General features: G+C 70.9%; 18 protein-coding genes and 2 CRISPR repeat arrays. Of the genes, 2 read left to right on the forward strand and 16 right to left on the reverse strand.

Annotated elements, in window-relative coordinates:
• Nucleotides 1-228 precede the first annotated feature (228 nt).
• From I5Q34_RS29085 to I5Q34_RS29155, 15 genes are all read right to left on the reverse strand, one after another.
• Nucleotides 229-1,008, reverse strand: a complete 780-nt coding sequence (locus I5Q34_RS29085; protein WP_199895430.1) for a 2,3-dihydro-2,3-dihydroxybenzoate dehydrogenase — start codon at nt 1,006-1,008, stop codon at nt 229-231.
• A 204-nt stretch (nt 1,009-1,212) separates the two neighbouring features.
• The gene (locus tag I5Q34_RS29090) at nt 1,213-3,180 is read right to left on the reverse strand and encodes a prolyl oligopeptidase family serine peptidase (protein WP_199895431.1); all 1,968 of its coding nucleotides are present in this window, start codon (nt 3,178-3,180) and stop codon (nt 1,213-1,215) included.
• 5 nt (nt 3,181-3,185) lie between these two features.
• Complete coding sequence (locus I5Q34_RS29095) at nt 3,186-4,535, reverse strand: M20/M25/M40 family metallo-hydrolase (RefSeq protein WP_199895432.1); 1,350 nt, start codon at nt 4,533-4,535, stop codon at nt 3,186-3,188.
• The gene (locus tag I5Q34_RS29100) at nt 4,528-5,151 is read right to left on the reverse strand and encodes a M55 family metallopeptidase (RefSeq protein WP_199896033.1); all 624 of its coding nucleotides are present in this window, start codon (nt 5,149-5,151) and stop codon (nt 4,528-4,530) included. The genes I5Q34_RS29095 and I5Q34_RS29100 overlap by 8 nt, the downstream gene beginning before the upstream one ends.
• 320 nt (nt 5,152-5,471) lie before the next feature.
• A CRISPR array of direct repeats spans nt 5,472-6,535; the repeat unit is 28 nt; unit sequence GTCGTCCCCGCGCGAGCGGGGGTTGCTC.
• Nucleotides 6,536-6,654: 119 nt separating this feature from the next.
• Nucleotides 6,655-6,933, reverse strand: a complete 279-nt coding sequence (gene cas2e / locus I5Q34_RS29105) for a type I-E CRISPR-associated endoribonuclease Cas2e (protein ID WP_199895433.1) — start codon at nt 6,931-6,933, stop codon at nt 6,655-6,657.
• The gene (cas1e, locus tag I5Q34_RS29110) at nt 6,930-7,955 is read right to left on the reverse strand and encodes a type I-E CRISPR-associated endonuclease Cas1e (RefSeq protein WP_199895434.1); all 1,026 of its coding nucleotides are present in this window, start codon (nt 7,953-7,955) and stop codon (nt 6,930-6,932) included. The genes cas2e and cas1e overlap by 4 nt, the downstream gene beginning before the upstream one ends.
• Before the next feature lie 3 nt (nt 7,956-7,958).
• Nucleotides 7,959-8,684 carry a type I-E CRISPR-associated protein Cas6/Cse3/CasE gene (cas6e, locus tag I5Q34_RS29115; protein ID WP_199896034.1) on the reverse strand — a complete coding sequence of 242 codons (726 nt, stop codon included), beginning with the start codon at nt 8,682-8,684 and terminating at the stop codon, nt 7,959-7,961.
• A gap of 17 nt (nt 8,685-8,701) precedes the next feature.
• Nucleotides 8,702-9,514, reverse strand: coding sequence for a type I-E CRISPR-associated protein Cas5/CasD (cas5e, locus tag I5Q34_RS29120; protein WP_199895435.1), 813 nt, complete (start codon nt 9,512-9,514; stop codon nt 8,702-8,704).
• The gene (gene cas7e / locus I5Q34_RS29125) at nt 9,511-10,668 is read right to left on the reverse strand and encodes a type I-E CRISPR-associated protein Cas7/Cse4/CasC (protein ID WP_199895436.1); all 1,158 of its coding nucleotides are present in this window, start codon (nt 10,666-10,668) and stop codon (nt 9,511-9,513) included. Before cas7e ends, cas5e begins: the two co-directional genes overlap by 4 nt.
• A gap of 45 nt (nt 10,669-10,713) precedes the next feature.
• Nucleotides 10,714-11,331: a type I-E CRISPR-associated protein Cse2/CasB gene (gene casB / locus I5Q34_RS29130; RefSeq protein WP_199895437.1), complete on the reverse strand. Its 618-nt coding sequence runs from the start codon at nt 11,329-11,331 to the stop codon at nt 10,714-10,716.
• Between the two features lie 47 nt (nt 11,332-11,378).
• Entirely contained in the window at nt 11,379-13,034 is a 1,656-nt protein-coding gene (gene casA, locus I5Q34_RS29135) for a type I-E CRISPR-associated protein Cse1/CasA (RefSeq protein ID WP_199895438.1), read from the reverse strand.
• Nucleotides 13,035-13,115: 81 nt separating this feature from the next.
• Nucleotides 13,116-16,001, reverse strand: a complete 2,886-nt coding sequence (cas3, locus tag I5Q34_RS29140; protein WP_199895439.1) for a CRISPR-associated helicase Cas3' — start codon at nt 15,999-16,001, stop codon at nt 13,116-13,118.
• A 174-nt stretch (nt 16,002-16,175) separates the two neighbouring features.
• A CRISPR array of direct repeats spans nt 16,176-17,848; the repeat unit is 28 nt; unit sequence GTCGTCCCCGCGTGGGCGGGGGTTGCTC.
• 179 nt (nt 17,849-18,027) lie between these two features.
• Nucleotides 18,028-18,384 carry a hypothetical protein gene (locus I5Q34_RS29145; protein ID WP_199895440.1) on the reverse strand — a complete coding sequence of 119 codons (357 nt, stop codon included), beginning with the start codon at nt 18,382-18,384 and terminating at the stop codon, nt 18,028-18,030.
• Nucleotides 18,384-18,614 carry a DUF397 domain-containing protein gene (locus I5Q34_RS29150; RefSeq protein WP_199895441.1) on the reverse strand — a complete coding sequence of 77 codons (231 nt, stop codon included), beginning with the start codon at nt 18,612-18,614 and terminating at the stop codon, nt 18,384-18,386. The genes I5Q34_RS29145 and I5Q34_RS29150 overlap by 1 nt, the downstream gene beginning before the upstream one ends.
• On the reverse strand, nt 18,611-19,489 hold the full coding sequence (locus tag I5Q34_RS29155) for a helix-turn-helix transcriptional regulator (protein ID WP_307811767.1): 879 nt from the start codon (nt 19,487-19,489) through the stop codon (nt 18,611-18,613). Before I5Q34_RS29155 ends, I5Q34_RS29150 begins: the two co-directional genes overlap by 4 nt.
• Nucleotides 19,490-19,733: 244 nt before the next feature.
• Between I5Q34_RS29155 and I5Q34_RS29160 the strand changes: the two genes are divergently transcribed.
• Together I5Q34_RS29160 and I5Q34_RS36180 are read left to right on the forward strand one after the other, a co-directional pair.
• A complete protein-coding gene (locus I5Q34_RS29160) occupies nt 19,734-20,135 on the forward strand; it encodes a DUF6415 family natural product biosynthesis protein (protein ID WP_199895443.1) in 402 nt (133 codons plus the stop codon).
• 20 nt (nt 20,136-20,155) lie between these two features.
• Nucleotides 20,156-20,590, forward strand: a complete 435-nt coding sequence (locus tag I5Q34_RS36180; protein ID WP_374193081.1) for a DUF6255 family natural product biosynthesis protein — start codon at nt 20,156-20,158, stop codon at nt 20,588-20,590.
• A gap of 252 nt (nt 20,591-20,842) precedes the next feature.
• On the opposite strand, the gene I5Q34_RS29165 is transcribed toward I5Q34_RS36180, so the two are convergent.
• Nucleotides 20,843-22,102, reverse strand: coding sequence for an FAD-dependent monooxygenase (locus I5Q34_RS29165; protein ID WP_199895444.1), 1,260 nt, complete (start codon nt 22,100-22,102; stop codon nt 20,843-20,845).
• Between the last annotated feature and the right edge of the window lie 125 nt (nt 22,103-22,227).

Consider the following 22,227-nt stretch of genomic DNA (forward strand, 5'->3'; position numbering starts at 1 on the left):
GGGGGGCGGAGGGTGGCGGGGCCCGCGGCGGGGTGGGGGGGGGGTGGGGGCCGGGGGGCGGGGGGGTCCGGTGCTGCGCGGGGGCCCCGGGGGGCGCGGTCCCGCGGGGGCGCGGGGCCCGGGGCTGGGGGGGGGGGGGGCGGCCGGCCGCCGGCCGGCCCCTCGGGCGGTGGGTGTGATCCGGTACCGGCCGTCCGAGCGGGCGCTCCGGGCCGGTGGGACGGTCCGTCAGACGCGCAGTGTGGCCCCGCCGTCGACGTACAGGTCGTGCATGGTGATGTGCCGGGCGCGGTCGGAGACGAGGAAGGCGACGGCCTCGGCGACGTCCGAGGGCTGGGCGATCCGGCCGAGGGGTATGCCGGTGCGGTACGTCTCCGTATCGCCGTCGATGACCTTGGCGGGCGGCTTGTCGTCGTCCCACAGCTGGCGCTGCATGGCGGTGTCGGTGGAGCCGGGCGAGACGACGTTGCAGCGCACGCCGCTGCGGCCGAGCTCGAGCCCGAGGCACTTGGTGAACATGGTGGCGGCGGCCTTGGAGGCGGCGTAGGCGGCCATGCCGGTGCGGGGGACGCCCGCGGCGTTGGAGCCGACGGTGACGATGCACCCGCTGCGGCGGGCGGCCATCCGGCGGGCGGCGGCGCGGGAGGCGGTGAAGACGCCGGTGGAGTTGACGGCGAAGGTGCGCTCCCACACCTCGTCGGTGAGCTCGACGACGGGCGACGGGCGCAGGACCCCGGCGACGTTGACGAGGATGTCGAGCGGGCCCAGGGTCCGTTCGACCTCCTCGACGACGGCCTCGACGGCGGCGCTGTCGGCGACGTCGGCGGTGTGGGCGGCGACCCGTCCGTCGCCGAGGTCGGCCGCGAGCTTCTCGACGCCGTCGGGCACCAGGTCCAGGGCCGCGACCCGGGCTCCCCGTTCGACGAGGGCCCGGACGACGGCCTCGCCGATGCCTTGCCCGGCGCCGGTGACCAGCGCGACCCGGCCGGAGAGTTCTGACTGCTCCACGACGCTTCCCCACCACTTCCGCTTGAATAAGGTAAGCCTTACCTTACACACGTCTGGTGGGGGAGGGAATCGGCGGGCGTGTGGGGCGCCGGGGCGGCTCCCGCCGGGCTCCCCCGTCGGGGTTACCCCAGGTTCTCCGCCCCGGACTTCGCCGGCCTCCGCCGGACTCCGTCACCGCCCCCGCCAGTCTCCGTCACGCGTATATCAGTGGGCGAGCCCCAGCTCCGGCACCCCCTCCGCCGCGAAGCCGAACACCCGGGCGTACAGCGCCAGTTCCGCCTCCAGCGCCCGGACCAGCGTCTCCGCCCGCCGGAACCCGTGCCCCTCCCCCTCGAACGCGAGGTAGGCGTGCGGCAGCCCGCGCTCCGCCGCCGCCCGCGCCAGCCGCTCGCTCTGCGCGGCCGGGCAGACGGGGTCGTCCAGCCCCTGCAGCAGCAGGAACGGCACTTTGATGTCCCCGGCCCGGCGCAGCGGCGACCGCTCGCGCGCCACGTCCGGCGTCCCGATCAGGCTCTCCACATACCGCGACTCGAAGTCGTGGGTGCCGCCCTCCGCCCAGTCCCCCGGCTCCAGCGCCGGGAAGAGCAGCGTGCCGCACGCGTAGAGGTCCGTCGTCGCCAGCGACAGGGCCGTCGTCCAGCCGCCCGCGCTGCCGCCCTGGACCGCCAGCCGCGCCGGATCCGCGACGCCCTCGGCCACCAGCGCCTCGGCGACGGCGGCGCAGTCCTCGACGTCCACCACGCCCCACTGCCCGCGCAGCCGCTCGCGGTAGGCGCGCCCGTAGCCGGTCGAACCGCCGTAGTTGACCTCGGCGACGCCGATGCCGCGCGAGGTGAAGTAGGAGATCTCCAGGTCGAGGGCGAGCGGCCGGCGGCCGGTGGGCCCGCCGTGCGCCCGCACCACGAACGGCGGCAGCTCGCCCGCCGGAACCTCCCGCTCCGGATTGCGCGGCGGATGGACGTGGGCGTGCACCTCCCGGCCGTCCTTCCCGGCGAACGTCCGGGCCACCGGCCGCGAGCAGTACGCCGGGTCCACGGCGTCCCGGTGCCGGGCCCCGATCACCCGGGCCCGGCCCGTCCGGGTGTCCAGTTCGACGACCTCGAACCCGGTCGTGGGGCTCGCCGCGACGCCGACGACCCGGGGACCGTGCGCGTCCAGGGCCGGCATCCACTCCGTCCACGGCCCGGCCGCGTCGGCCAGCACCCCCGTCTCGGGGTCGAGCACGCCGAGCGACTTCCCGCCGAACCCGTGCAGCACGGCGATCAGCCCGCCGGCCAGCGGGACGAACCAGCGGGACCCCAGCTGCCACAGCGGCCCCCCGAACTCCTCCTCGCGGGCACAGAGGTTGACGGCTTCGCCGCCCTCCGGGTCCACCCGGTGCAGGTTCCACCAGCCCGTCCGGTCGGTGGCGGCCAGCAGCGATCCGTCCGCCGCCCACTCCACCTGGGCGACGGACTCCCCCGGCCCGCCGAGGACGGTCCGCGTATCGGCGAACCGGCCCCCTTCTATACGCGCGATGCGCAGTTCGGTGCCGTCCCACGGCATCCGCGGGTGGTCCCAGGCGAGCCAGGCCGCCCGCGTCCCGTCCGGCGACGGCCGCGGCCCGGTGACGAACCGGTGCTTCCCGTCGGTCAGTTCCCGCACCGCCGTGCGGTCGTCGGCCGCGCCGCCGTCCAGCGGCACCGCGGCGATCACCCGCCGCACGTCCAGCGGGCCCGGGCCGGTGAACTCCTCCAGTACGCACCAGACTTCGTCCCCGACCAGGACCTGGTCCGCCCAGCGCAGCCCGCCGCCGACCGGGGACACGGGCGTCAGCGGCCGGGGCGGTGCGGCGCCGTCGGGCTCCCAGGCATAGAGCCGCTGGTCGGCGGCGTGGGTGAAGACCACGAGCGGGCCGCCCCTGGCCCGGGCCGCCGCCGTCCACGGCCGGCCGCCGTACTCGTGCACCCGGTTGCGGACGTTCCAGGGGGCCGGCAACGCGCAGGTCTCGGCGCCGCCCGGCCGGCGGCGCACCAGCGTCTGGCGCCCGCCCTCCTCCGGGCGGGACTCGACCCACCACACCTCGTCACCGACCGTTCCCACGAAGCCGGGTCGTATGGAGTTGGCCGCCGCGAGGGCGGCGTCCACGGGGGACGGCCAGGTTCCGCAGGGCGCCGTGGGTGTGGGCACCATGATCTCTACGCCTCCTCGTTGAGGGTTCTCGGGTGGTCGTGCATGACGAAACGGTCCAGGACGCGGACACCGAAGTGCAGCGCGTCCACCGGCACCCGTTCGTCGATGCCGTGGAACAGCCCCTGGTAGTCGAAGCCCGGGGGCAGCTTGAGCGGGGCGAAGCCGTACCCCTTGATGCCGAGCCGCGCGAAGTGCTTGGCGTCCGTGCCCCCGGACATGCAGAACGGCACCACGCGCCCGTCCGGGTCGAAGTGCTCCAGCGCCGCGCGCATCCGCGCGAACAGCGGCGTGTCGACGGGCGCTTGCAGGGCCGGCTCGTGGTGGAGATACGACCAGTCCACGTCCGGCCCGGTCAACAGGTCCATGGTGGCGGCGAACTCCTCGTCGCCGCCCGGGACGGTACGGCCGTCGATCATCGCCGTGGCCGTGCCCGGGATGACGTTGACTTTGTAACCGGCGGTCAGAACGGTCGGGTTGGCGCTGTTGCGCACGGTCGCCGCCACGAGGACGGCGGCCCTGCCGAGCTTGTCGAGCAGTTCGTCGACGGGTCCCGTCGCCTCGATGCCATGTGCGGCGGCCAGTTCGTCCAGCGCCGCCCGGACGACCGGGGTCAGCCGCACCGGCCACTCGTACGCGCCGATCCGGCCGATGGCGGCGCCCAGCCGCGAGACGGCGTTGGCCCGGTTGACCTTGGCGCCGTGCCCGGTCGTCCCGTGCGCGGTCAGCTCCAGCCAGGCCGTGCCACGCTCCCCCGCGCCCACCGGGTACAGCCGGAGCCCCCCGTCCGCGTGGAAGGTGTAGGCCCCCGACTCCCCGATCGCCTCCGTACACCCCTCGAACAGCGCCGCGTGCTCCCCCGCCAGGAAGGCGGCACCGACATCCGCGCTGTCCTCCTCGTCGGCGGTGAACGCGAGCACGATGTCCCGCGGCGGCACGGCCCCGGCGCGCGCCCAGGCCCGGACAAGCGCGAGCACCATCGCATCCATGTCCTTCATGTCGATCGCGCCGCGCCCCCAGACCAGCCCGTCCCGGACCTCCCCGGAGAAAGGATGCACCGACCAATCGGCGGGCTCGGCCGGCACGACGTCCAGGTGCCCGTGCACGAGCAGCGCCGGCGCCGCAGGATCGGCCCCCGGAATCCGCGCCACGACGTTCGTCCGCCCCGGCTTCTTCTCCAGCACCAGCGGCTCGATCCCGGCCTCGGCGAGCCGCTCGGCCACGTACTCGGCGGCCGGCCGCTCCCGGCAGTCGCCGCAGCCCCGATTGGTGGTGTCGATCCGGATCAGCTCGGAGGTGAACCGCACCGCTTCCTCCAGCGCGCGCCCGTCCACCCGCCCCACGGTCCCATCACCCATACGCTTCCTCCACCGCCGCCGCCACGACGGTGGTGACCGCCTGGGGGCAACGGATCGCCTCGAACATGTTCGACGTGGTGGAGGAAACCTGCCGCTCGCCCGCCTGCGCGACGCTCACGCCCCCGGCTGGACGCCTGACATCGAACGGCCCGGCCTGCACGGGCTCGCGCCGCGCCGCGTGCCCGACGACGCCCCGGGCAGCCTCCCGAACCACCTCGGCCGTACGCCCGGAAGCCCGACACACCGCCACATACCGCGACACATTCTCCTCGACGGTGCCCGAACGGGCCCGAGGCGCATACCCCTTCGCGCCCTCGCACGTCCGGCCGACCCCGGTCACCAGCACCACCGGCACACCGTATTCGGCCGCGACGGGAGAGCTGGGCATCCCCTCACTTGCCCGCGCGCCGCACAGGCACGTATGCGCCGGCGCCCCCTCCGCCCCGCGTGGTACCCCACGAACGGGATCCCGATCCTGATGAGCTCCCCCGTCGAAGAACCCACGCGCGGCGGCATCGACGTCCGAGGTGAACATCCACCGACACCGCTCCCGCTCCGGTCGGCCGGAGGCAAAACCAGTGGCACCCTCCATGCCAGCGGAGATCAGGATCTTCACCATTCACCCGTTGTATCGCAGGTGGGGGCGCGTCGGCAGGGGTCCTGCCACACTTCTTGCATCGCCCCCAGGGAAGGCCGGGCAGCCGCTCACCCTCCAGGGGCGTAGGCCCCCCGAACCTGCACGCCGCGGCGACTCCATCATGTGCCGCGACGCTGATGCGTTCACCGCCTCCGAGCTCTTTCAGCCGGGGTTACACCAGCTGACACGGAAGGCAGCTATATGAAAGCCTGATCTCTGTGTTCGAAGATGTCCCGGCGACGCCAAAGCTACTGAATGAAAAGGACGTTGATCGCCAGGAAACGGGCAGGTCAGTTAGGGTCGTCCCCGCGCGAGCGGGGGTTGCTCGGCCGTGGCGTCGGCGTCCATGGCCCGGAACTCGTCGTCCCCGCGCGAGCGGGGGTTGCTCTGCTGCATTCGGCAGGGGGATCGTCCCGGACATGTCGTCCCCGCGCGAGCGGGGGTTGCTCTCGGCGATGGCCCAGGTCATCCGGGATCTCCGCGTCGTCCCCGCGCGAGCGGGGGTTGCTCGCGCCGGAGGTCCTGGGCCGTGTACCGGCCGACGTCGTCCCCGCGCGAGCGGGGGTTGCTCGCTCGCCGGCCTCGCTCAAGACAAGATCGCCGAGTCGTCCCCGCGCGAGCGGGGGTTGCTCGCGTAGATCCAGACAGTGATCGAGGTTCGGTCCGTCGTCCCCGCGCGAGCGGGGGTTGCTCGCGCAGTTCAGAGCCCTGGCGGAGAGGAGCGTCGTCGTCCCCGCGCGAGCGGGGGTTGCTCGCGTCCGGACGGTTTATGCCGTACGGGCCGACGGTCGTCCCCGCGCGAGCGGGGGTTGCTCCTGGTCGATCGTCGCGACCGTTGTCCGGCACTGGTCGTCCCCGCGCGAGCGGGGGTTGCTCCCCCGACACCGCCCCGCCCGCCACCGTGCCCGCGTCGTCCCCGCGCGAGCGGGGGTTGCTCGCGTGTCAGAGGTCAGAGGGGAGTTTTTCCCCGGTCGTCCCCGCGCGAGCGGGGGTTGCTCGATCTGGCGGTCGGCGATGACGGCCTGGACGCGGTCGTCCCCGCGCGAGCGGGGGTTGCTCCCCCGACACCGCCCCGCCCGCCACCGTGCCCGCGTCGTCCCCGCGCGAGCGGGGGTTGCTCTGCAGGGGGGAGTATGGGAAGGCAGAGATACCGGTCGTCCCCGCGCGAGCGGGGGTTACTCGTTCTCCCTCGGACCAGGCAGCACGGTCGCGGCGTCATCCCCGCGCGAGCGAGGGCGGCCCCGCTGCGTGCTCCCCTCAGTCGGTGGCGCCAAGTGGTCCCCGCGCAAGCGGGGATGGTCCCGCCTGCCCCTCTCACCAGTCGAAGTGGTTCCCATCGTCCCCGCGCAAGCGGGGGGGCGCGGTCCCCTGTTTCTCCCCAAGGGGCCGCCGCCCACAGCCATTACACAACCGGGGGTCACCCGTACCAACCAGCGCACTCGCAGCACGAGCGAGCCCCAGCCCAGCCGTGGAGCCGAAATCTCAGCGTCGGTTCCGGGCCGACAGAATGAGTCCGTCGAAGTCAACCGGCCGCCATCGGTCACGGCCGGCTGTCCGGACCGCCCACCCCTGTTCATTGGAGGCAGGCTCCACGAGGACCACTTGGCCGTCGCCGATGCGGGTGGCCAGGAGCTCCCACAAACGGTCTCGGATGCGACGGCTGGGGTTGCCGACGAAAACGCCCGCGTTGACTTCGACCATCCAGCGCGTGAGGTGGCCACGGAGTCCTTCGGGAGCCGCGATCAGCACGATCACTGTCAACGAGTCTGCTCCTTGGGCGTGGTCGCCTCTAATTCCGGACCTATCACCGCGAGATGGTGATCGCCCATTTCAGCCGGTGTGAGGGATATCGAAGACGTCGGATCGGACCAGTTCACTCCAGCCGGGACCGTCCCCAAGCTCTCGTCCCAGAGTTCGCTCGTCTCGGGAGTATCGATGTCCACGCCCTCCGGGCCGAGAAGCGACTTCACGTCGCGGACGATCCGGCCGAGCAGCTTCGTCTCGGCGATTCTGTCCCGGAGAGCGGTCCGCGCGTCGCATTCCTCCACAAGCCCCTTCGCCATGAGTTCGAATGCCAGAGGCACTGTGTACTCGGCCTTGTAGAGGTCTGCGACATCCAGGACGAAGGACAGGGCCGAACCCGTGTGAACGAAGCCGAGGCCAGGGCTCGCCCCCAAACCGACCACCACCGCATGGCAGATGCCGTACAGCGCCGCATTGGCCGCGGACAGCAACCGATTCAGGTCGTCGCCGGCCGCGAAGGCATCACCGGCCTTGTAGACGCGGCCGTTCCACGGGACACCGGTCCGGCGTGAATGTTCCTGGTACAGGCGACGGAATCGGGTGCCTTCCCGCCCGCGCAATTGCTGCATCGTCGCCGTGGAAACGTCCTCGCCGGGGAATCGCATACCGTACATCGCCCTGGCCACGGCGAGCCGTTCCTTCGGGCGGGTGACCAGCCACGCCTGCCTGTGGAGCAGGCCCGCACCACGGCTCGGCCCGAGCCCCGCCGCGTACATCCGGACGCCTTGTTCGCCGACCCAGCACACGGCCGTTCCGGAGTCGGCCAGCAGCCGAATCGCGCCGTGAGTTACGCGGGTTCCGGGACCGAGCAGTACGACCGCAATCATCGCCGCGGGTACCCGTACCGTCTCCTTCTTGTTCACGATGACGACGGCGTTCTCATCGCGGTCCACATGGCTGCGTTCCACGTAGACACTGGACACCCGATCCACCATGCGGTGCAGATCGTGCGGGTCGGCTTTCCACCAGATGTCGGCCATCGCTCAGCTCTTCGTCCTCGGCAGCGGTGCGAGGGTGAGGAGACCGCAGCCGTACGCCTTCGACGGTCCTATCCCGTCGACCAGATGCCGCCTGAAAGGCTCGGCATCGGTCACGCGCAGCCTGCCTTCGAACGTGACGCTGTTGAAAGTGACCTGGGGGCCTCTGCCATTCTTCGCGAAGGAATTACGGCGACGGTCGACGATGCGGACTTCCCGCGACGGCGGGTCGGTGGGCGACGCGGGAACCTCGAAGCCCCAGCGGCCGGTCCGGTTCAGGAACCATTCCAGTTGGGCCGAAGCCGTGCGGTGCCCCAGGCGGAAACCTCGCGTCCGCTCCTTGTCGACCCGCGCTGCGATGCGGACGGCCTGGGCCGGGGTCGGATGTGCCGGCGCCATCGTGTTCTGCACCGGATTCGCCGTCAGGCGGAACGCGAACTCCCGCCCGGCGGCGACCCGGTCGAGGAGTGGTGCGTAGTCGCGCACCGCCGCATGTTCGCCGTCCGCTCCGGGCCAGCCCGCCATTTCCACCAGGTGTGTCCAGTCCGGTTTGGAGCGGGTGAGGACGAATATGTGCGGACGGTGCGGATTGTCGGCGTCCAGGCGCCACAGAATGCGTTCGGGATCGGGGACGCCGGCCATGACGGCGGCGTGCATGGCGCGCGGATTCGCCAGGAGGCGGCGGCTCTCCGCGCGGAGCGGGTTGATGCGGATTCGGGACAGACAGGTCATGGCCATGGTCATGGTGATCACCAGTCCAGCAGGGCGAAGGGGTCGTGCCCGGCGGCCGGGTCCGAGACGTCGTCGTCGGGCTGAGCAAAGCCGGTCGGGATGCTGAGCCAGCAGTGCCGTACGCGACGGCTGGTGAAGCCGCGGGCGTACGGGTCGAAGGAGACCGGGGCGTCATGGAGGATGTCGTCTCCCTCCGGATCCTCCAGGGTCACCGAGCAGTCGATTCGTTCCGGGTACAAGGCACGGCCGGCGCCCCGTTCGCGGCCGAGCCGGGCGGCGTGTCGTTCACGCGCCCGCTCGGACGCCCGCCACGGTTCCTCGCGCAGGACAGTCTCGAGATCGCCGTCACGCAGCCCCAGGGAGACCGGTTGAGCGGGTGGGCAGGAACGGCGGCCCAGGGCCAGGGGAAAGGCCGGTGCGCGGACCGCCCCATCGAGGGCGGCCAGCAGATCCTCGTCGCCTTCGACAGCCGCCACGAATACGGCGTCCTGGAGGTAGTAACGCGTCGTCACATGGGTGTACTTGGCGGGGGACGTCGGCTTCTGAATCCCCTTGGCGGACACGCCGGCCTGCGGCAGCGGGCGTCCCCGGTAGTCACTGACCGTGTGGTAGTCCCGCAGCAGGGTGCCCGGCTGGTCGACGCGCACCCCCAGGCGCAGCCGCACGAGGTCGTCGAGAGGATCCTCGCGACGACGTCCGGCCGCGGCCGCGAGCAGCCCCAGCACGCCGGACTTCGTGGGCTCGGAACCCGTCTCCCGGCGGTTGAACGCGCTCCGGGACCCCCAGGACTGGAGCGGCCCGGCCAGCCGGAGCACCAGGACACCGCTCATCGGCTGCCCTGCTTCAGCACCTCGGTGAGGTGGTCGCGCAGCCCGCCCAGGAGTTGCGGGAAGGCGACCGCCTCGCCGAAGGTCCGCGTCAGCAACTCGGCGGTCCGACCGTCCCCGTCGGCCTCGGCGAGCGTGTGGCAGAGGGCGGTGAAGGCCGGCTCCTCCCCCCAGGTACGCACGGCTGTGCCGTGCTCGCGTGCCAGGCGGCGGGCGGACTCCGCCACAATGCCCGTCGACGCGTCGACCGGACGCTCGAAGGCGGACACCAGGTTGACCGGCTGATCGTGGCGCACCACGACGGCCACCAGGTTCGGCAGCGTCCGGTGGGCGAACGAGTTGCCGTGGCCGCCGGGGACCGAGCGCGCGAAGGAGTTCACGAACTCCTCGACGGCCGCGATCGCCGCCTCCTCGTCGGAGAGGTTGTGCACCAGTTGGTGCAGTCCGACCGTCGCGTACCGGTACAGCGTCGCCGAGTTGAAGCCTATGGTGCCGATCATTCCGGCGCCGGGTTCGTCCCCCTTCTTGCTCGTCTCGTCATCGACGGCCGTGAAGTAGTCGAATTCGAGCTCGACGGCGTGGGTGGACAGGGCGTGGGCCACCTGCGTCGCGGCGTCGACGTTCAGGGCCGGGACGTCGGCCGCCATGCGGCCGAACAGGGCGACGTCCATGGGGTGTCCGGTGCTGAACTTCTCCTGCACGGGCAGCTGTTTGATCTCCGCCGCGAGCGCGTCGTCGTCCAGCCCGGCCAGCTCGGACGCGCGGTCCCGTACGAGCGCGGCGACGGCTTCCAGCTGGCGGCGGCCGAAGAAGAACAGGTACGCCGTGTCGCCCTCTTTCTTGCCTCCGCTGATCTTCAGCGGGGCCAGCAGCGCGGCGGCCAGGCGAGCGGACTCCTCGGCGGCCAGGTCCGTTCCGTCGGCGAGGAGGCCGGCGAGCGCGCCGGTGATCCGCCGGGTACGGGTCGCCAGGTCCTGCTCGGGGGTCCGCTCGGCGAAGTGGACGCGCGTGGCGCGCTTCCACGCCTGAGAGGAGACGCGGGAGCGGCGCACTCCCCCGAAGTACGCCTCCTTGGGGTTGCCCTGGTCGTCACGGTTGAGGTTGGCGGGCGGGACGGTCTGAAGGATGTGCACGTCGATGTAGGCGCGGGGTGCCACGTGTGTGTCTCCTGTGGTCTGTGGACGGGGTGCGATGGCCTTGCGTCAAGAGGTCTTCGCGGCGGACGCCGATTCCTGCTCGGGCTTGGGGGCCCAGGCGTAGTACGCCAGTCCCCAGTCGCGACGGACGCGCCGCCGGGCGTCGGTGTGGTGCCAGTCCTTGATGTTGTTCAGCAGCTCGTCGTAGTCCAGGGGCTGGTTGATGAGGCGGAGTTGCGCGATCAGCCCTCGGAGCCGGTAGACGAAGGCGGGGACCGAGGTGCTGCTCACGGTGGCCGCGACGCGGCGGTTGACGGCCTCCTCGCTGAAGCGGTTGCTCTCGCGGAGGGCACGCAGGGCCGTCCCGGGACTGACCCGCCGCCTGTGCATCGGCGAGGGGCGGCCCTGCTGGTGCAGGCCGTAGAGCGCCAAGGCGGCGTGCTCGGCTTCGAGTTCGGGTGTGACGCGGCCGTCGGTCTCGCTGGTGTAGAAGGGCCAGAGCTTGGGGACCGTACCGGCGGACCGGCCGAGCCCGGCCCGCAGAGCGGCCAGGTCCTCGCCGGGTGCCGGCACCGCCACCCCACCCTGGGTGCGCCAGGTGCCGTCGTCCCTGATGCGCCGGGTCCAGTAGCGGCGCGTGTCCTCGGTGTGCGCGGGCGTGGAAGTGTCAGGCATGTCAGGCATGAGTACCCCTTTGTTCGGAGCGTTCACAGCAGCACGCGGGCTGGAGCTCAGGAAGCGGTGGCACGCCGGGCCGCTGTCCGGCGGGTCAGGATCCCGTCGACGCGACTCCGGAATCCGCGCTCGGCGGTACTGAGCCGGAAGGTGGAGTCCTTGCCGTCCCTGGTCACGGTCCGGCCCGTGAAGACGCCGGGCGCGGCGGTGGCGAGGACCTGCTCGGCGACCTGCCACGCCTCGCGTCCCGCACGCTGCTCCCATGCCTCCAGGCCGCGCTCGGACCGCTCGAAGTCCTCCCCCGCCGTGCGAAGCCCGGTGAGCAGCCGCCGCACGAGTGGGTCGAGGGCGTGGAGCAGGGTGTCGCCCGGGCGCTGGCCCTTGTCCCAGGGGATCGGGTCGGCGCCGGCGGCCCTGCGCAGGTCCGCCGAGAGGAGGTTGACCGCGTTCGCGAGCTTCTCCGCCTGGTCCACGGCTTCCAGGAGGGAGTCGTAGACGATGCCGTCGGGGTCCAGCGCGGCCACGGGGAGCGGGATCTCGTCGAAGAAGACGTCCTCGATGACGGCCGACTGGTTGCCGTAGGTGATGCCGGTGAGCTCCAGTTGGAGGGGGTACGCGCTGGGCAGCCGCTCCCGGGTCTCGGCCAGCGAGCGGAGGAGTTCGCTGGTCTGGAAGCCTGTGCGCTCGTCCCTCGTGCCGTTGACGGCCAGAAGCGCGTCGAGACCGCGCCAGGCCGCCCGGCCCGGTTGGTGGCGGCGGGGCCGGTACGACGGTGGGGCGGACTTGGCGGTGGGCTTCCTGGTGTCGACGGCCCAGGCCGTGTGGGGCTCATGGTCGGGCAGCAGGCGGATCCGGTCCCCCGCGGCGACGATCACCCGGGTGACGCGCAGGCCCGCCGCTGTCTCTTCGGGAATCAGCCGGATGCGGCGCGACTGCCACGTCCAGGTGTCCAGCAGGCCGCGCGGTGCCCGGGATTCCCAGGCGGGTGTGGCGCAGGAGAGCGGGTGACCGGCGTCACGTCGCTTCCACTGTGGCAGGTCGTCGCCGAGCAGGGCCTGGCCGAAGGGGATGTTCAGCAGGAGGGTTTCGTAGAGCGTCCGGCCGACGGGCATGACGACGCCGAGCTGGCCGAGGGGCCCGGTGGGATTCCCGGTGGTCTTGCCGGCTTTGACCTTGCTGTCGCCGACGGCACCTGTCTTGATGGCGGCCGTGTCCCAGCAGTGGGTGTGCAGCAGCCAGCGGGCCGCCTCCGCCGGGGTCAGTTCGAGAGGGTCGCCCTCGGTGCGCGAGGCGAAGAGCGGGACGTTGTTGCCGGTGGCGGCGGTGGCGACGAGCAGGGCCGACCCCTTGGTCTCTCCCTTGGCGGTGCGCAGGCCGGGGACTTGGGCGAAGGGATCGTCCGGGTGGAAGAGATCGAAGTGGTGACGATGCTCGTCGAAGTAGGCATCAAGCCTCTCGCGTTCGTCCCGTGCGAAGGACTCGGCACGGAATCTGTCCGCCCAGCCAGCGGCGTTCGCCGGGCGGCCCAAGGCGTCCACCACGATCGGGAGGAGCAGTTGGCGGAAGATGGCCGGCTTCTGCGTGGGGAGGTCGACCACCAGGTCCGCGAACCGGTCGGCTTCCAGGAGAAGCTGTCGTACGCCGACTTCCTCCGCCGGGCCGGATGCGGCGGGGCGGACGGTCAGCCACGGCTCGTCCAATATGTTGAACAACGTGCGATTCCTCGTTCTCTTCCAGCGACGCGACGTCAGCCTCGCACAACAGAACGTTCACGGGAGGGTGAACGAAGGAAATCACGATGACTCGTCCATGTCCTCCTCCAGCAGCCCGAGTTCCTCGTCGTAGCGGAGTCGGCTGCCGCCGAGGACGGCGCGATGCTGTGCACCGAGGACGAGGGCACGGGTGTACCGCAGCCGGGGGTGCCCGAGCCAACCGGGCAGTGGGCGCAGTTCCTTCACCGCCTGATCGGTGAAGCGCGACGGCAGTCGTACGGTGCCCGCGAGCACGTCGTCGAGGAGGTCGTCGGAGGACACGTCCCCGTTCGCGGTCAGAACACGTCCCGACAGGGTTCGGAAGGCGTCGCCCTCATGGGATACGAGGACGACCTCCACGCCGCTGTCGCCGTCCCTGACAAGGGAGTTCAGCGAGTTGTCGGCGGTGGCCCCCGGGACCGCCAAGCGGTGCAGTCCGGCCAGGGTGGTGCCCTCCCGGTCGCCGCGACGGGTCAGGAGATACGGGATCGCCTTGTCGGCCCTTTCGCGCTGCCCGGTCTCCCATTGGATGCGGGCCTGCTCCGCATCGGCGCGCCACGCCGGCGGGATCGCCCCGTCGCCGCTGTCGTAGCCCGTTGCGACAAGTGCGGGCACATCGTCCGGTACGGACCAGCTCTTGCCCTGGCTCGCGGCGTCGTACACCAGGGCCGCTGCCCTGAGCAGGAGGTGCCGCCCGTAAATGGCCTCCGAGGCGCCGAGGAACCTGGGCACGGCGTTCCGTTCGTCCGACACCCCGGTGATCAGGACGCGTGGCGCGACGAGCCGTCCGGGGCGGGATGTGCCTTCGTGGCGGTGCAGGCGGCCGATTCGCTGCAGCAGGAGGTCGATCGGGGCGAGGTCGGTGACCAGGATGTCCGCGTCGATGTCGAAGGACTGCTCGGCGAGCTGGGTCGCCACGACGATCAGCCTGTCCGGTCGGCGGTGTTCCTCGGAGGGCGCGCCGAGCAGGCGCAGGCACTCCTCCGTGCGGTCGGCGCGCGGTCCGACCGCGAGGCGGCCGTGCAGCAGCCGTACGCTGTCGGCCCCGAAGCGGTTGCGCAGGCTGGCGTAGAGGGTTTGGGCCCGGTCGACGGTGTTACGGATGACGAGGGCGCAACCGCCCTGGTCCAGGGCGAGTTCGAGGTGGTCGGCGACGGACGCGTCGGCCGACGCCTGGGCTTTGCGCCTATCCGTCCGGCCAGGGACCGGCTCCGGGAGCAGCTCGACCGCGACGTCGAGGGCGGGCTGCCGCCAGCTGGGGCAGTCCCTGACGAGGTATTGGGGACCGGTGCCGTCCGGGCCCGGCCATGCGGCGGTGACGGATGGATACCCCTGCACATCCGGCAATTCATCGGCCGTGAACTCCTCCCGGGTGGCGGCGCCGGCCAGGTACGCGTCCACCAACTCCCTCCGCTGGGCGGGCGGGAGAGTCGCCGACAGCAGGACGACCGGCACCCGGGCCTGGCCGAGCCAGCGCAGACCCTCCTTGAGGAACTGGGACATGTAGACGTCCGCGGCGTGCACCTCGTCGAGGATCACGACCTTGCCCGCGAGGCCGGCCATGCGGAGCATGACGTGCTTGGTACGGGTCGCGGCGAAGAGGAGCTGGTCGATCGTTCCCACGACGAAGGGGCACAGGAGCCCGCGCTTGGCTCCGAGGAACCACTCGGCCGGGCCGTGGGACGGGGCCTTGGCCTCCGGGGCCTCCATTCCGTACGGATCGTCGTCGTAACAGTCGCCGTACTCGTCCACGCCGCCGAACTCGTCCGCCGTTCGCCCTTGGAGAAGGGCGCGCCACTCCTTGTTGAACATCCGCTTGCCGTGGAGGAGGGAGACGAGCGGGGTGAGTTCATTGTGTATGGCGCCGGCCCACTGCCGGACCTGGCCGAACATCGGGTCGCAGGTGGCCTGCGTCGGCATACCCACGAAGACGCCGTCCGCACCGAATCGTCGGGCGAGGATCTCGGCTGCCATCAGGGCGGCCTTGGTCTTGCCCTCGCCCATGGGCGCCTCGACAACGAGGAGGCCCGGAGTCTCCATGCGCCGGGCGACTTCCGTCACCAGCTCTTGGGAGGGGCGGGGAGCGTGCCCGAAGCGCGCGAGGAACGCCTCGGGGGCGATCTCCGGCAGGTGCCCCCACCCACCGCGCAGGCCGAGCCCGTCCCAGGCCCGGCCTGCGCGCTCCCTGGCCGACTCCATGGTCACCAGGGCGAGTTCATCGACTCCCGAGAAGTGCTTCTCGTCGCTGGCGATCCAGTCGGCCATCACGATGAGGCCGCTCAGGTGCAGTTGGGCAGCGCGGGAGGGGACGTGCTTGGGGGTGACGTCGGCGAGCCCGCCGAAGCCGAGTTGCGCGGTGAAGCGCTCCAGTAAGGCCAGTTGTACTGCTGCCCAGCGCTGGTCCCCGGCCAGTTGCCCTTTGAGCCTCGGCCTCGGGCTCAGGGACCCTTTGTCCGGGAAGGATCCGTGATGGCCTGCTACGAGGGGCCACACCCAGGCGATGTGTTCCTCCGGCCAGCCGGCCGCTGGGAGAAGAGCGCAGAGGAGGTGGGCACCGGCGCGGTCGTGCCGCCATGAGGGCTGTTTCCCGCTCGTCTCATGCCATGTGAGCCCGGCTGCACGAACGTCTTCGGCGCCCTTGGCCCACAACCTCTGAAAGGCAGGAGTGGCCTTCCCCAAGTCGTGCACCCCGCACAGCCAGGCGAAGAACCGCCGGCCTCGGCCGTCCCCGCCGCCCGCGATCGCGTCCAGGGCGCGCTGGGTCGAAGGCGCCAGGAACCGATCCCACATGATCTCGGCGATCGCGGCGGTGTCGAGTAAGTGCGAAAGGAGCAGGTTCTTCCGGCCGTTGGCCTTCTCCTCTGATTTGCCCCAGAGCGCGCCGAGAGCCTTGATGACATCAAACTCCGTGTCGGCGGTGACCAGCATCAACTACCCCTTCCGCAGGCTTGTTCGGCACATTAGCCTCTGCCTCTGACAGAAACCTCTCGGCTTGACAGGTATACGTAGATGTGGTCTTCCGAACAGCACGCTCGTCGAGGCAGCCGAAACCAAGTGAATGAAACTGAGCACGGATGCGGGTAACACCGCAGGTCAGCAAGTGTCGTCCCCGCGTGGGCGGGGGTTGCTCTCTCCTCGCCGGAGATAAAGAGCTCGCTGGCGCGTCGTCCCCGCGTGGGCGGGGGTTGCTCGCGGTCCGTTCGCGCCGGCCGCCGTCGCCGACCGTCGTCCCCGCGTGGGCGGGGGTTGCTCAGTGGTCCCGCCGGCGGCTGGGTGGGTGGGGCCGTCGTCCCCGCGTGGGCGGGGGTTGCTCACGCCGCGGGATGTCGCCGGTGCCCTCCCGCAGGTCGTCCCCGCGTGGGCGGGGGTTGCTCGTTGTCTCCGGCAGCCGCCCACGCGCGGGCAAAGTCGTCCCCGCGTGGGCGGGGGTTGCTCGTTGAGTAGGTGGTCTTTTTGGTGACGTACGTCGTCGTCCCCGCGTGGGCGGGGGTTGCTCTCCACTGACCCACCACGGTTGCACCACTGATGAGTCGTCCCCGCGTGGGCGGGGGTTGCTCTAGTTCCGTGCTTGATGACCATCTGGACGGCGAGTCGTCCCCGCGTGGGCGGGGGTTGCTCCTGGGCGTCAACAACGAGACGGTCGAGATGGCCGTCGTCCCCGCGTGGGCGGGGGTTGCTCTTCTTTGCGGGGGATCTACGCGACGCCAACACTGTCGTCCCCGCGTGGGCGGGGGTTGCTCGGCGACGCCGCCCCCGTCGTCCCGGCCCGGACCGTCGTCCCCGCGTGGGCGGGGGTTGCTCTGGGTATAGCGTGCGGATTGTTCTGCGCAAAACGTCGTCCCCGCGTGGGCGGGGGTTACTCTTGGGCGGGTCTCGGGTGGCCATGGGTCCCGGTGTCGTCCCCGCGCGAGCGGGGGTTGCTCGGGCATCGCCCGCAACGGCTTGTTGCCCACGCAGTCGTCCCCGCGTGAGCGGGGGTCACTCGGCCCTGGGGATTCATTCTCCGTCCAAGGTTGCGTCGTCCCTGCGTGAGCGGGGATTGCTCCGCCGGTCAACCTCTCCGCCTGCCCCACGGGCAGTCGTCCCCGCGTGAGGGGGGGTGCTCGGCCACGGACGCGGTGTTCGCTCCATTTCTGTGGTCGTCCCCGCGTGAGCGGGGGTTGCTCGTTCGCGGTGCGCGCAAAGGTCGATGACACCCGGTCGTCCCAGCGTGAGCGGGGGTTACTCCTTGGGGCTATGCCTGACGCTTGCTCAGGTATTGTCGTCCCCGCGTGGGCGGGGGTTGCTCGAGGTAGCCGATGCCGGCGTCGGTGATGCAACGGTCGTCCTCGCGTAGGCGGGGGTTACTCTGCGGGTGTCCCGGTTGATCGTCCAGGCACCGCGCCGTCCCCGCCATAGGCGGGGGTTGCTCGGCGCGGATCGTGCTGGACGGCCCGCCCGGTTCGTCGTCCCCGCGCAGGCGGGGGTGGCTCCATGGAGTGTTCGGTGGATTTGGCCTGGCAGCGGTCGTCCCCGCGTGAGCGGGGGTGGTCCCGCCCGGGGCAAGCGGGATTTCTCGGCGAGCCAGTGGTCCCCGCGCACGCGGGGGTTGCTCGCGGTCGCTGACTCCTTGGTGGCCAGGGAGTGGTTGTCCCCGCTCAGGCGGGGGTTATTCTCTCGACGGCGGCATGTTCCGCTCGACAGGGGCGTCGTCCCCGCGTAGGCGGGGTTGCTCACCGCGGCCCACGCCAATCACGCGCTCGCGCTCGTCGTCTCCGCGTAGGCAGGGGATGTTCTGCATATTTTGGCGGCACGATGGAGCGAACTCAGTCGTCCGTACTGCGACATCCTGACGTCCAGCCTGAGGTCGTACTCGCGTTGCGGGGGTTACTCTGAGCCGTCCGTCTGCAGATGGACGGTCCCGGGGGCATCACCATGCAAGGGTTCCTCGACGGCAACGGCCGCGTACCCCAGCTCAATTCCCCGGGTCCGGCGCCCCGTCCGAGAACCTCCGCGCCAGATCGCGATGGATCGCCGCAGCCCGGTCGGCCTGGAGGCCGTGGACGCTCGCTCCGGGCATCCTGCCGATGCGCTCCACCTGTTCGGCGAAGCGCAAATGCCGACGGTGGGCGTGTTCGCGGCAGGGCAGGCAGGTGACGCTCTCCGGGTGGGCGGAGGTCATCGCATACGGCACGCGCAGCCCGCATCCTGTGCTGACGAAGGCCGGCAGGTCGGCGGCGAGGCCGAAGGTAGACGCGATCGTGGTGCGGATCGCCGCGTGCGCGTTGATCACGTCCTCACCGACGTGGACGTGCGGGTCCTCCCCGCTCATCAGCGGTCGAGCCGACCCGACCGGACCTCGTCGACGAACGAGGCCCAGGCACGCACGGGCACGACGAACGCCCGGCCGCCACGCCGCTTGGAGTCGCGTATCCCGACTTGTTCGGGTAAGGCGGCTATCGAGACGCAGCTGCCGCCCCCTGTATCAATGCTGTACGAGGATTTGAACCAGCACTCGTCTTCGGCCACTTCCAGGTCTGCCAGGCAGGTGTCAGTAATCATCGATCTCTCGCCAGTCGGTGGAGGAAGTCCGCGGTCTTGGCCGGAGCCAGGGCTCCCTCGCGCATCGCGTCGAAGCGCCTCGCGTACTTCCAGACCTCGCGGGGCTTGTCGGACACCGCCATCACCGACGGGCCGTCCTGCATGACGACGGGATCGAATCCCGCGTCGAAGTCCAGGATCACGAAGTTTTCGAACGCACGGTATGTGGACAGGCTCTGCGGGAGGATCTGCACACTCACGTGATCGAGAGCGGCCATCTTCTCGATCTCCTCGTACTGTTCACGCATGACGTCCGGACTCCCGACCATGCGGCGCAACGCCGACTCGTCCAGGATCACACGGAGCTCGACCGGATCGTCATCGTGAATGATCCTCTTGCGCTCTATCCGGAGAGCCACATTCTTCTCGACGAACTCGGTCGTCCTTTCGTCGACCGGCTTCGAGATCCCGAACATGGCTCGCATGTAATTCTCGGTCTGCAGCAGGCCGAAGACGACCTGCGAGTGCCAGGCCCGCATCGCGGTAGCGTCCGACTCCAGCCCCACGTACAGCAACTGCCCCGAGGGCATGAAGTTCTTGTAGGGCCGGTACCAGTCGGAGCTGAGCGAGTCCCGGTGCAGTGACAGCAGATGGTCGCGGTCGGCGGGGTCGGTGACGCCGTAGACGACGAGCAGGTCTTCCAGGTCACGAACGCGAGGAAGCTGGTTGTGGCCGGACTCGACCCGGTTGAGCTTGGACTCCGAACTCTCGATCGCCTCAGCCGCCGCCTTCGTGGTCAATCCCTTCCTCTCCCGTAGCCGACGGAGCTCCTTGCCGAGCTCCCTCCGACGGAACGTCGATCCGCGTCGCGCTGCCAACTGCCGAGCCCTTCCCATGCTGTACCCCGCTGCCGCACCTCTGCACCGCGTCAGCACGCCCCCATTGCCCCTCGGGAAGGCGCAGTTGCCAGTCTTCCAGGGTCAGTTGGTACCCGTACAAGCCATGCCCGGATCCGGCATATGCCAGTTTCGGCGTCTCTTTAGGTCTTCCTTGCGGCCGAACTCGCGACTACGGGAATGTGGTCGAGCCAGGGGAACCAGCCCTGGCGCTCCTCTCTCATGCCGCTCCTGAAGGACCCCCATGCCCTTCTTCCCCCACACCGGCAACACCGGCGGCGGCCTCACCGCCCACCCCCGCACCGCACCCCCGCCCAGCCCCTCCATCCACCACCTGATCCGCGAAGCCGCAGACCTCGACCAGCGGCTCCCGCCCATCGAACGCGTCCATGCACTGATCGCGCGGCTCTACTGCTACATCTCCGTGACCGCAACGGAGTTGGAGTCGTACGCCAACACACTCCCCTCGGGCAACCCCGCCCGCGTCCGCACCCTCGCCGCCGTGCGCAGCGCCCGTCACCGCCTGGCCCCGGGATCGGGAAACGGCTACATCTCGGCCATCACCTACACCCAGGGTCTCGCCCGAGCCGCCCGGCAACTCCTCCCCCACCACGCCCAACTGCCGCACACAAGGGAGCACCACTGATGTACGCCGTGGGCCGTCTCATGAACCACTGCCAACACCTGGCCGGCTGGGAAGCCGGCGACGGCGAGGAACGCTGCCCGGACTGCGGCACCCGCCGCTTCACGGAGTACGGCGCCTTGCGCCCCAAGGAGTTGCCCTCGCCCGTGACACCCTCCCCGCACGACGCCATCCGCGCCGACCGCACCGCAGCCATCGTGATCTCGCGCACCGTGCGCCACCTCAGCCACTGGGGACGGAGCAGAGCGGACTTCTGGCGGTGCCCGGCCGCCCGACCGGAGTCGGTCATTCCTGCCAGGCGCACAAGGCATGCCGCAGCCCGAGCCGCTTGGACGAGAACGATCCTGGGGCAGGTCGCGCGCCCCGTGAGAGTCCCTGCAATGGGACGGAGCATCCGAGCAGGCAGCCTGCGGGAGCGCGAAGGAACCAGCGATTGGGACCTGAGCACGATGCGGTGAGCACACGCCCATTGGCCCGTGAATTGCGGGCGTTTTGGTCGTGTTGAAGGGTGATGAACGCTGCAAGCACACACCCGAACGCCCGCAATTCGCACATCCACGGCTGCACCACCGGCGGGACACGTCCCAGCCGACGCAATCCACCCCGCGCAGGCGAGGGTTGCTCGCGTACGGCCCGGGTCCATCCCCGCGCCGGAAGGGAGCCCTGCAACGGGCGTCCCCCCGGCCCTCCGGGAAGACGCCCGCGTCAAATCAGCCCCGCTCGACCCGCGGCGGCGTCAGCGAAGCCCTGTTGTTCAGCCTCTCCGCCTCCCCCGTCGTCCGGTCGTACGAATCCGTCAGCTCCTCCAGGTCCTTGCCCGAAGCCGTGCCCGAGCCCGAGGTGTTGCGGCCGACGCGGTCCACCTCGCGGTTGGCGAGGACGATCGCGGCGGTCGCCGGGGCGCGGTCCGCCTCGTAGGCGGCCAGCGCCTTGGCGACGTCGGACTCGACGGCCAGGTGGTAGGCGAGCACCCGCGCGTCGATGATCGCCTGGGTGCCGCCGTTCGCGCCCGCCGGGTAGCCCGGGTGGGCCGCGTCGCCGAGCAGGGTGACGCGGCCCCGGCCCCACGCCGGAAGGGGGTCGCGGTCGACCATCGGGTACTCGAGGATCTGCTCGCTCTTCGCGAAGAGCTCGGGCAGGTCGGCCCAGTCGAACTGCCAGTCCGCGTAGTGCGGGAGGAAGTCCTCGATCTTCCCGGGGGCGTTCCAGCTGACGTCGTCGCCCAGGGGGCCCGGCTTGCCGGTGGGGACGAGGCAGACCCAGTTGATCAGCGTGCGGCCGCGCTTCAGGGCGGCGTCGGAGATCTGGTAGGCGACGAACCCGGTCTTCTTGCCGTCCACGGCGATGACGACGGCGTTGCCCGGGGCGAAGGACTCGGCCTCGGCCACGCCTCGCCACATGGTGACGCCGCTCCACTTGAGCGGGCCCTCGTCGGGGTGGAGGAGGCCGCGGAGGGTGGAGTGGATGCCGTCGGCGCCGATCATGGCGCCCGCGGTGAAGGTCACCCGGTCGCCCGTCGAGCGGTCCACGGCGTCGATCCGGACCTCGTCCGCCGTCTCCTCGAAGCCCTCGACCTGGACGCCGGTGCGCAGCGCCTCCGGGCCCAGCCGCTCGACGACCGCGTCCCGGAGCATCATCTGCAGCTCGCCGCGGTGCACGGAGTACAGGTCCCAGTTGTAGCCGGCCGCCGTGCCGCGCGCCTCGGCGAAGAGGGTGCGGCCGCTGCTGTTGACGAATTTCTGCTCGACGGCCGGCACGCCGAGCGCGGCCAGCTCGTCCAGCAGGCCGAGCTCGTCGAGCTCGCGGACGGCCGCGGGCTGCAGGTTGATGCCCACGCCGAGCGGCCGGATCTCCCGGGCCGACTCCAGGACGAGCGCCTCGATCCCGGCCGCGTGCAGGCTGAGGGCGGCCGTGAGACCGCCGATGCCGCCGCCGACGATGACGACGTCGGCGGAGTGGTTCTTTTCCATATCTCCTTCTCCAGGACGGAGGTTCAAGCCGGGTCTTCCCCGGGATCGTTCCCGGGTGATCGGATACGCCCTAGTGGTCCGTGGGGATCCAGTCGCGCCTGATGTGCGGTGTGTCGATGCTCAAC

The organism is Streptomyces sp. AV19, from assembly GCF_015999245.1.
GTDB lineage: Bacteria > Actinomycetota > Actinomycetes > Streptomycetales > Streptomycetaceae > Streptomyces.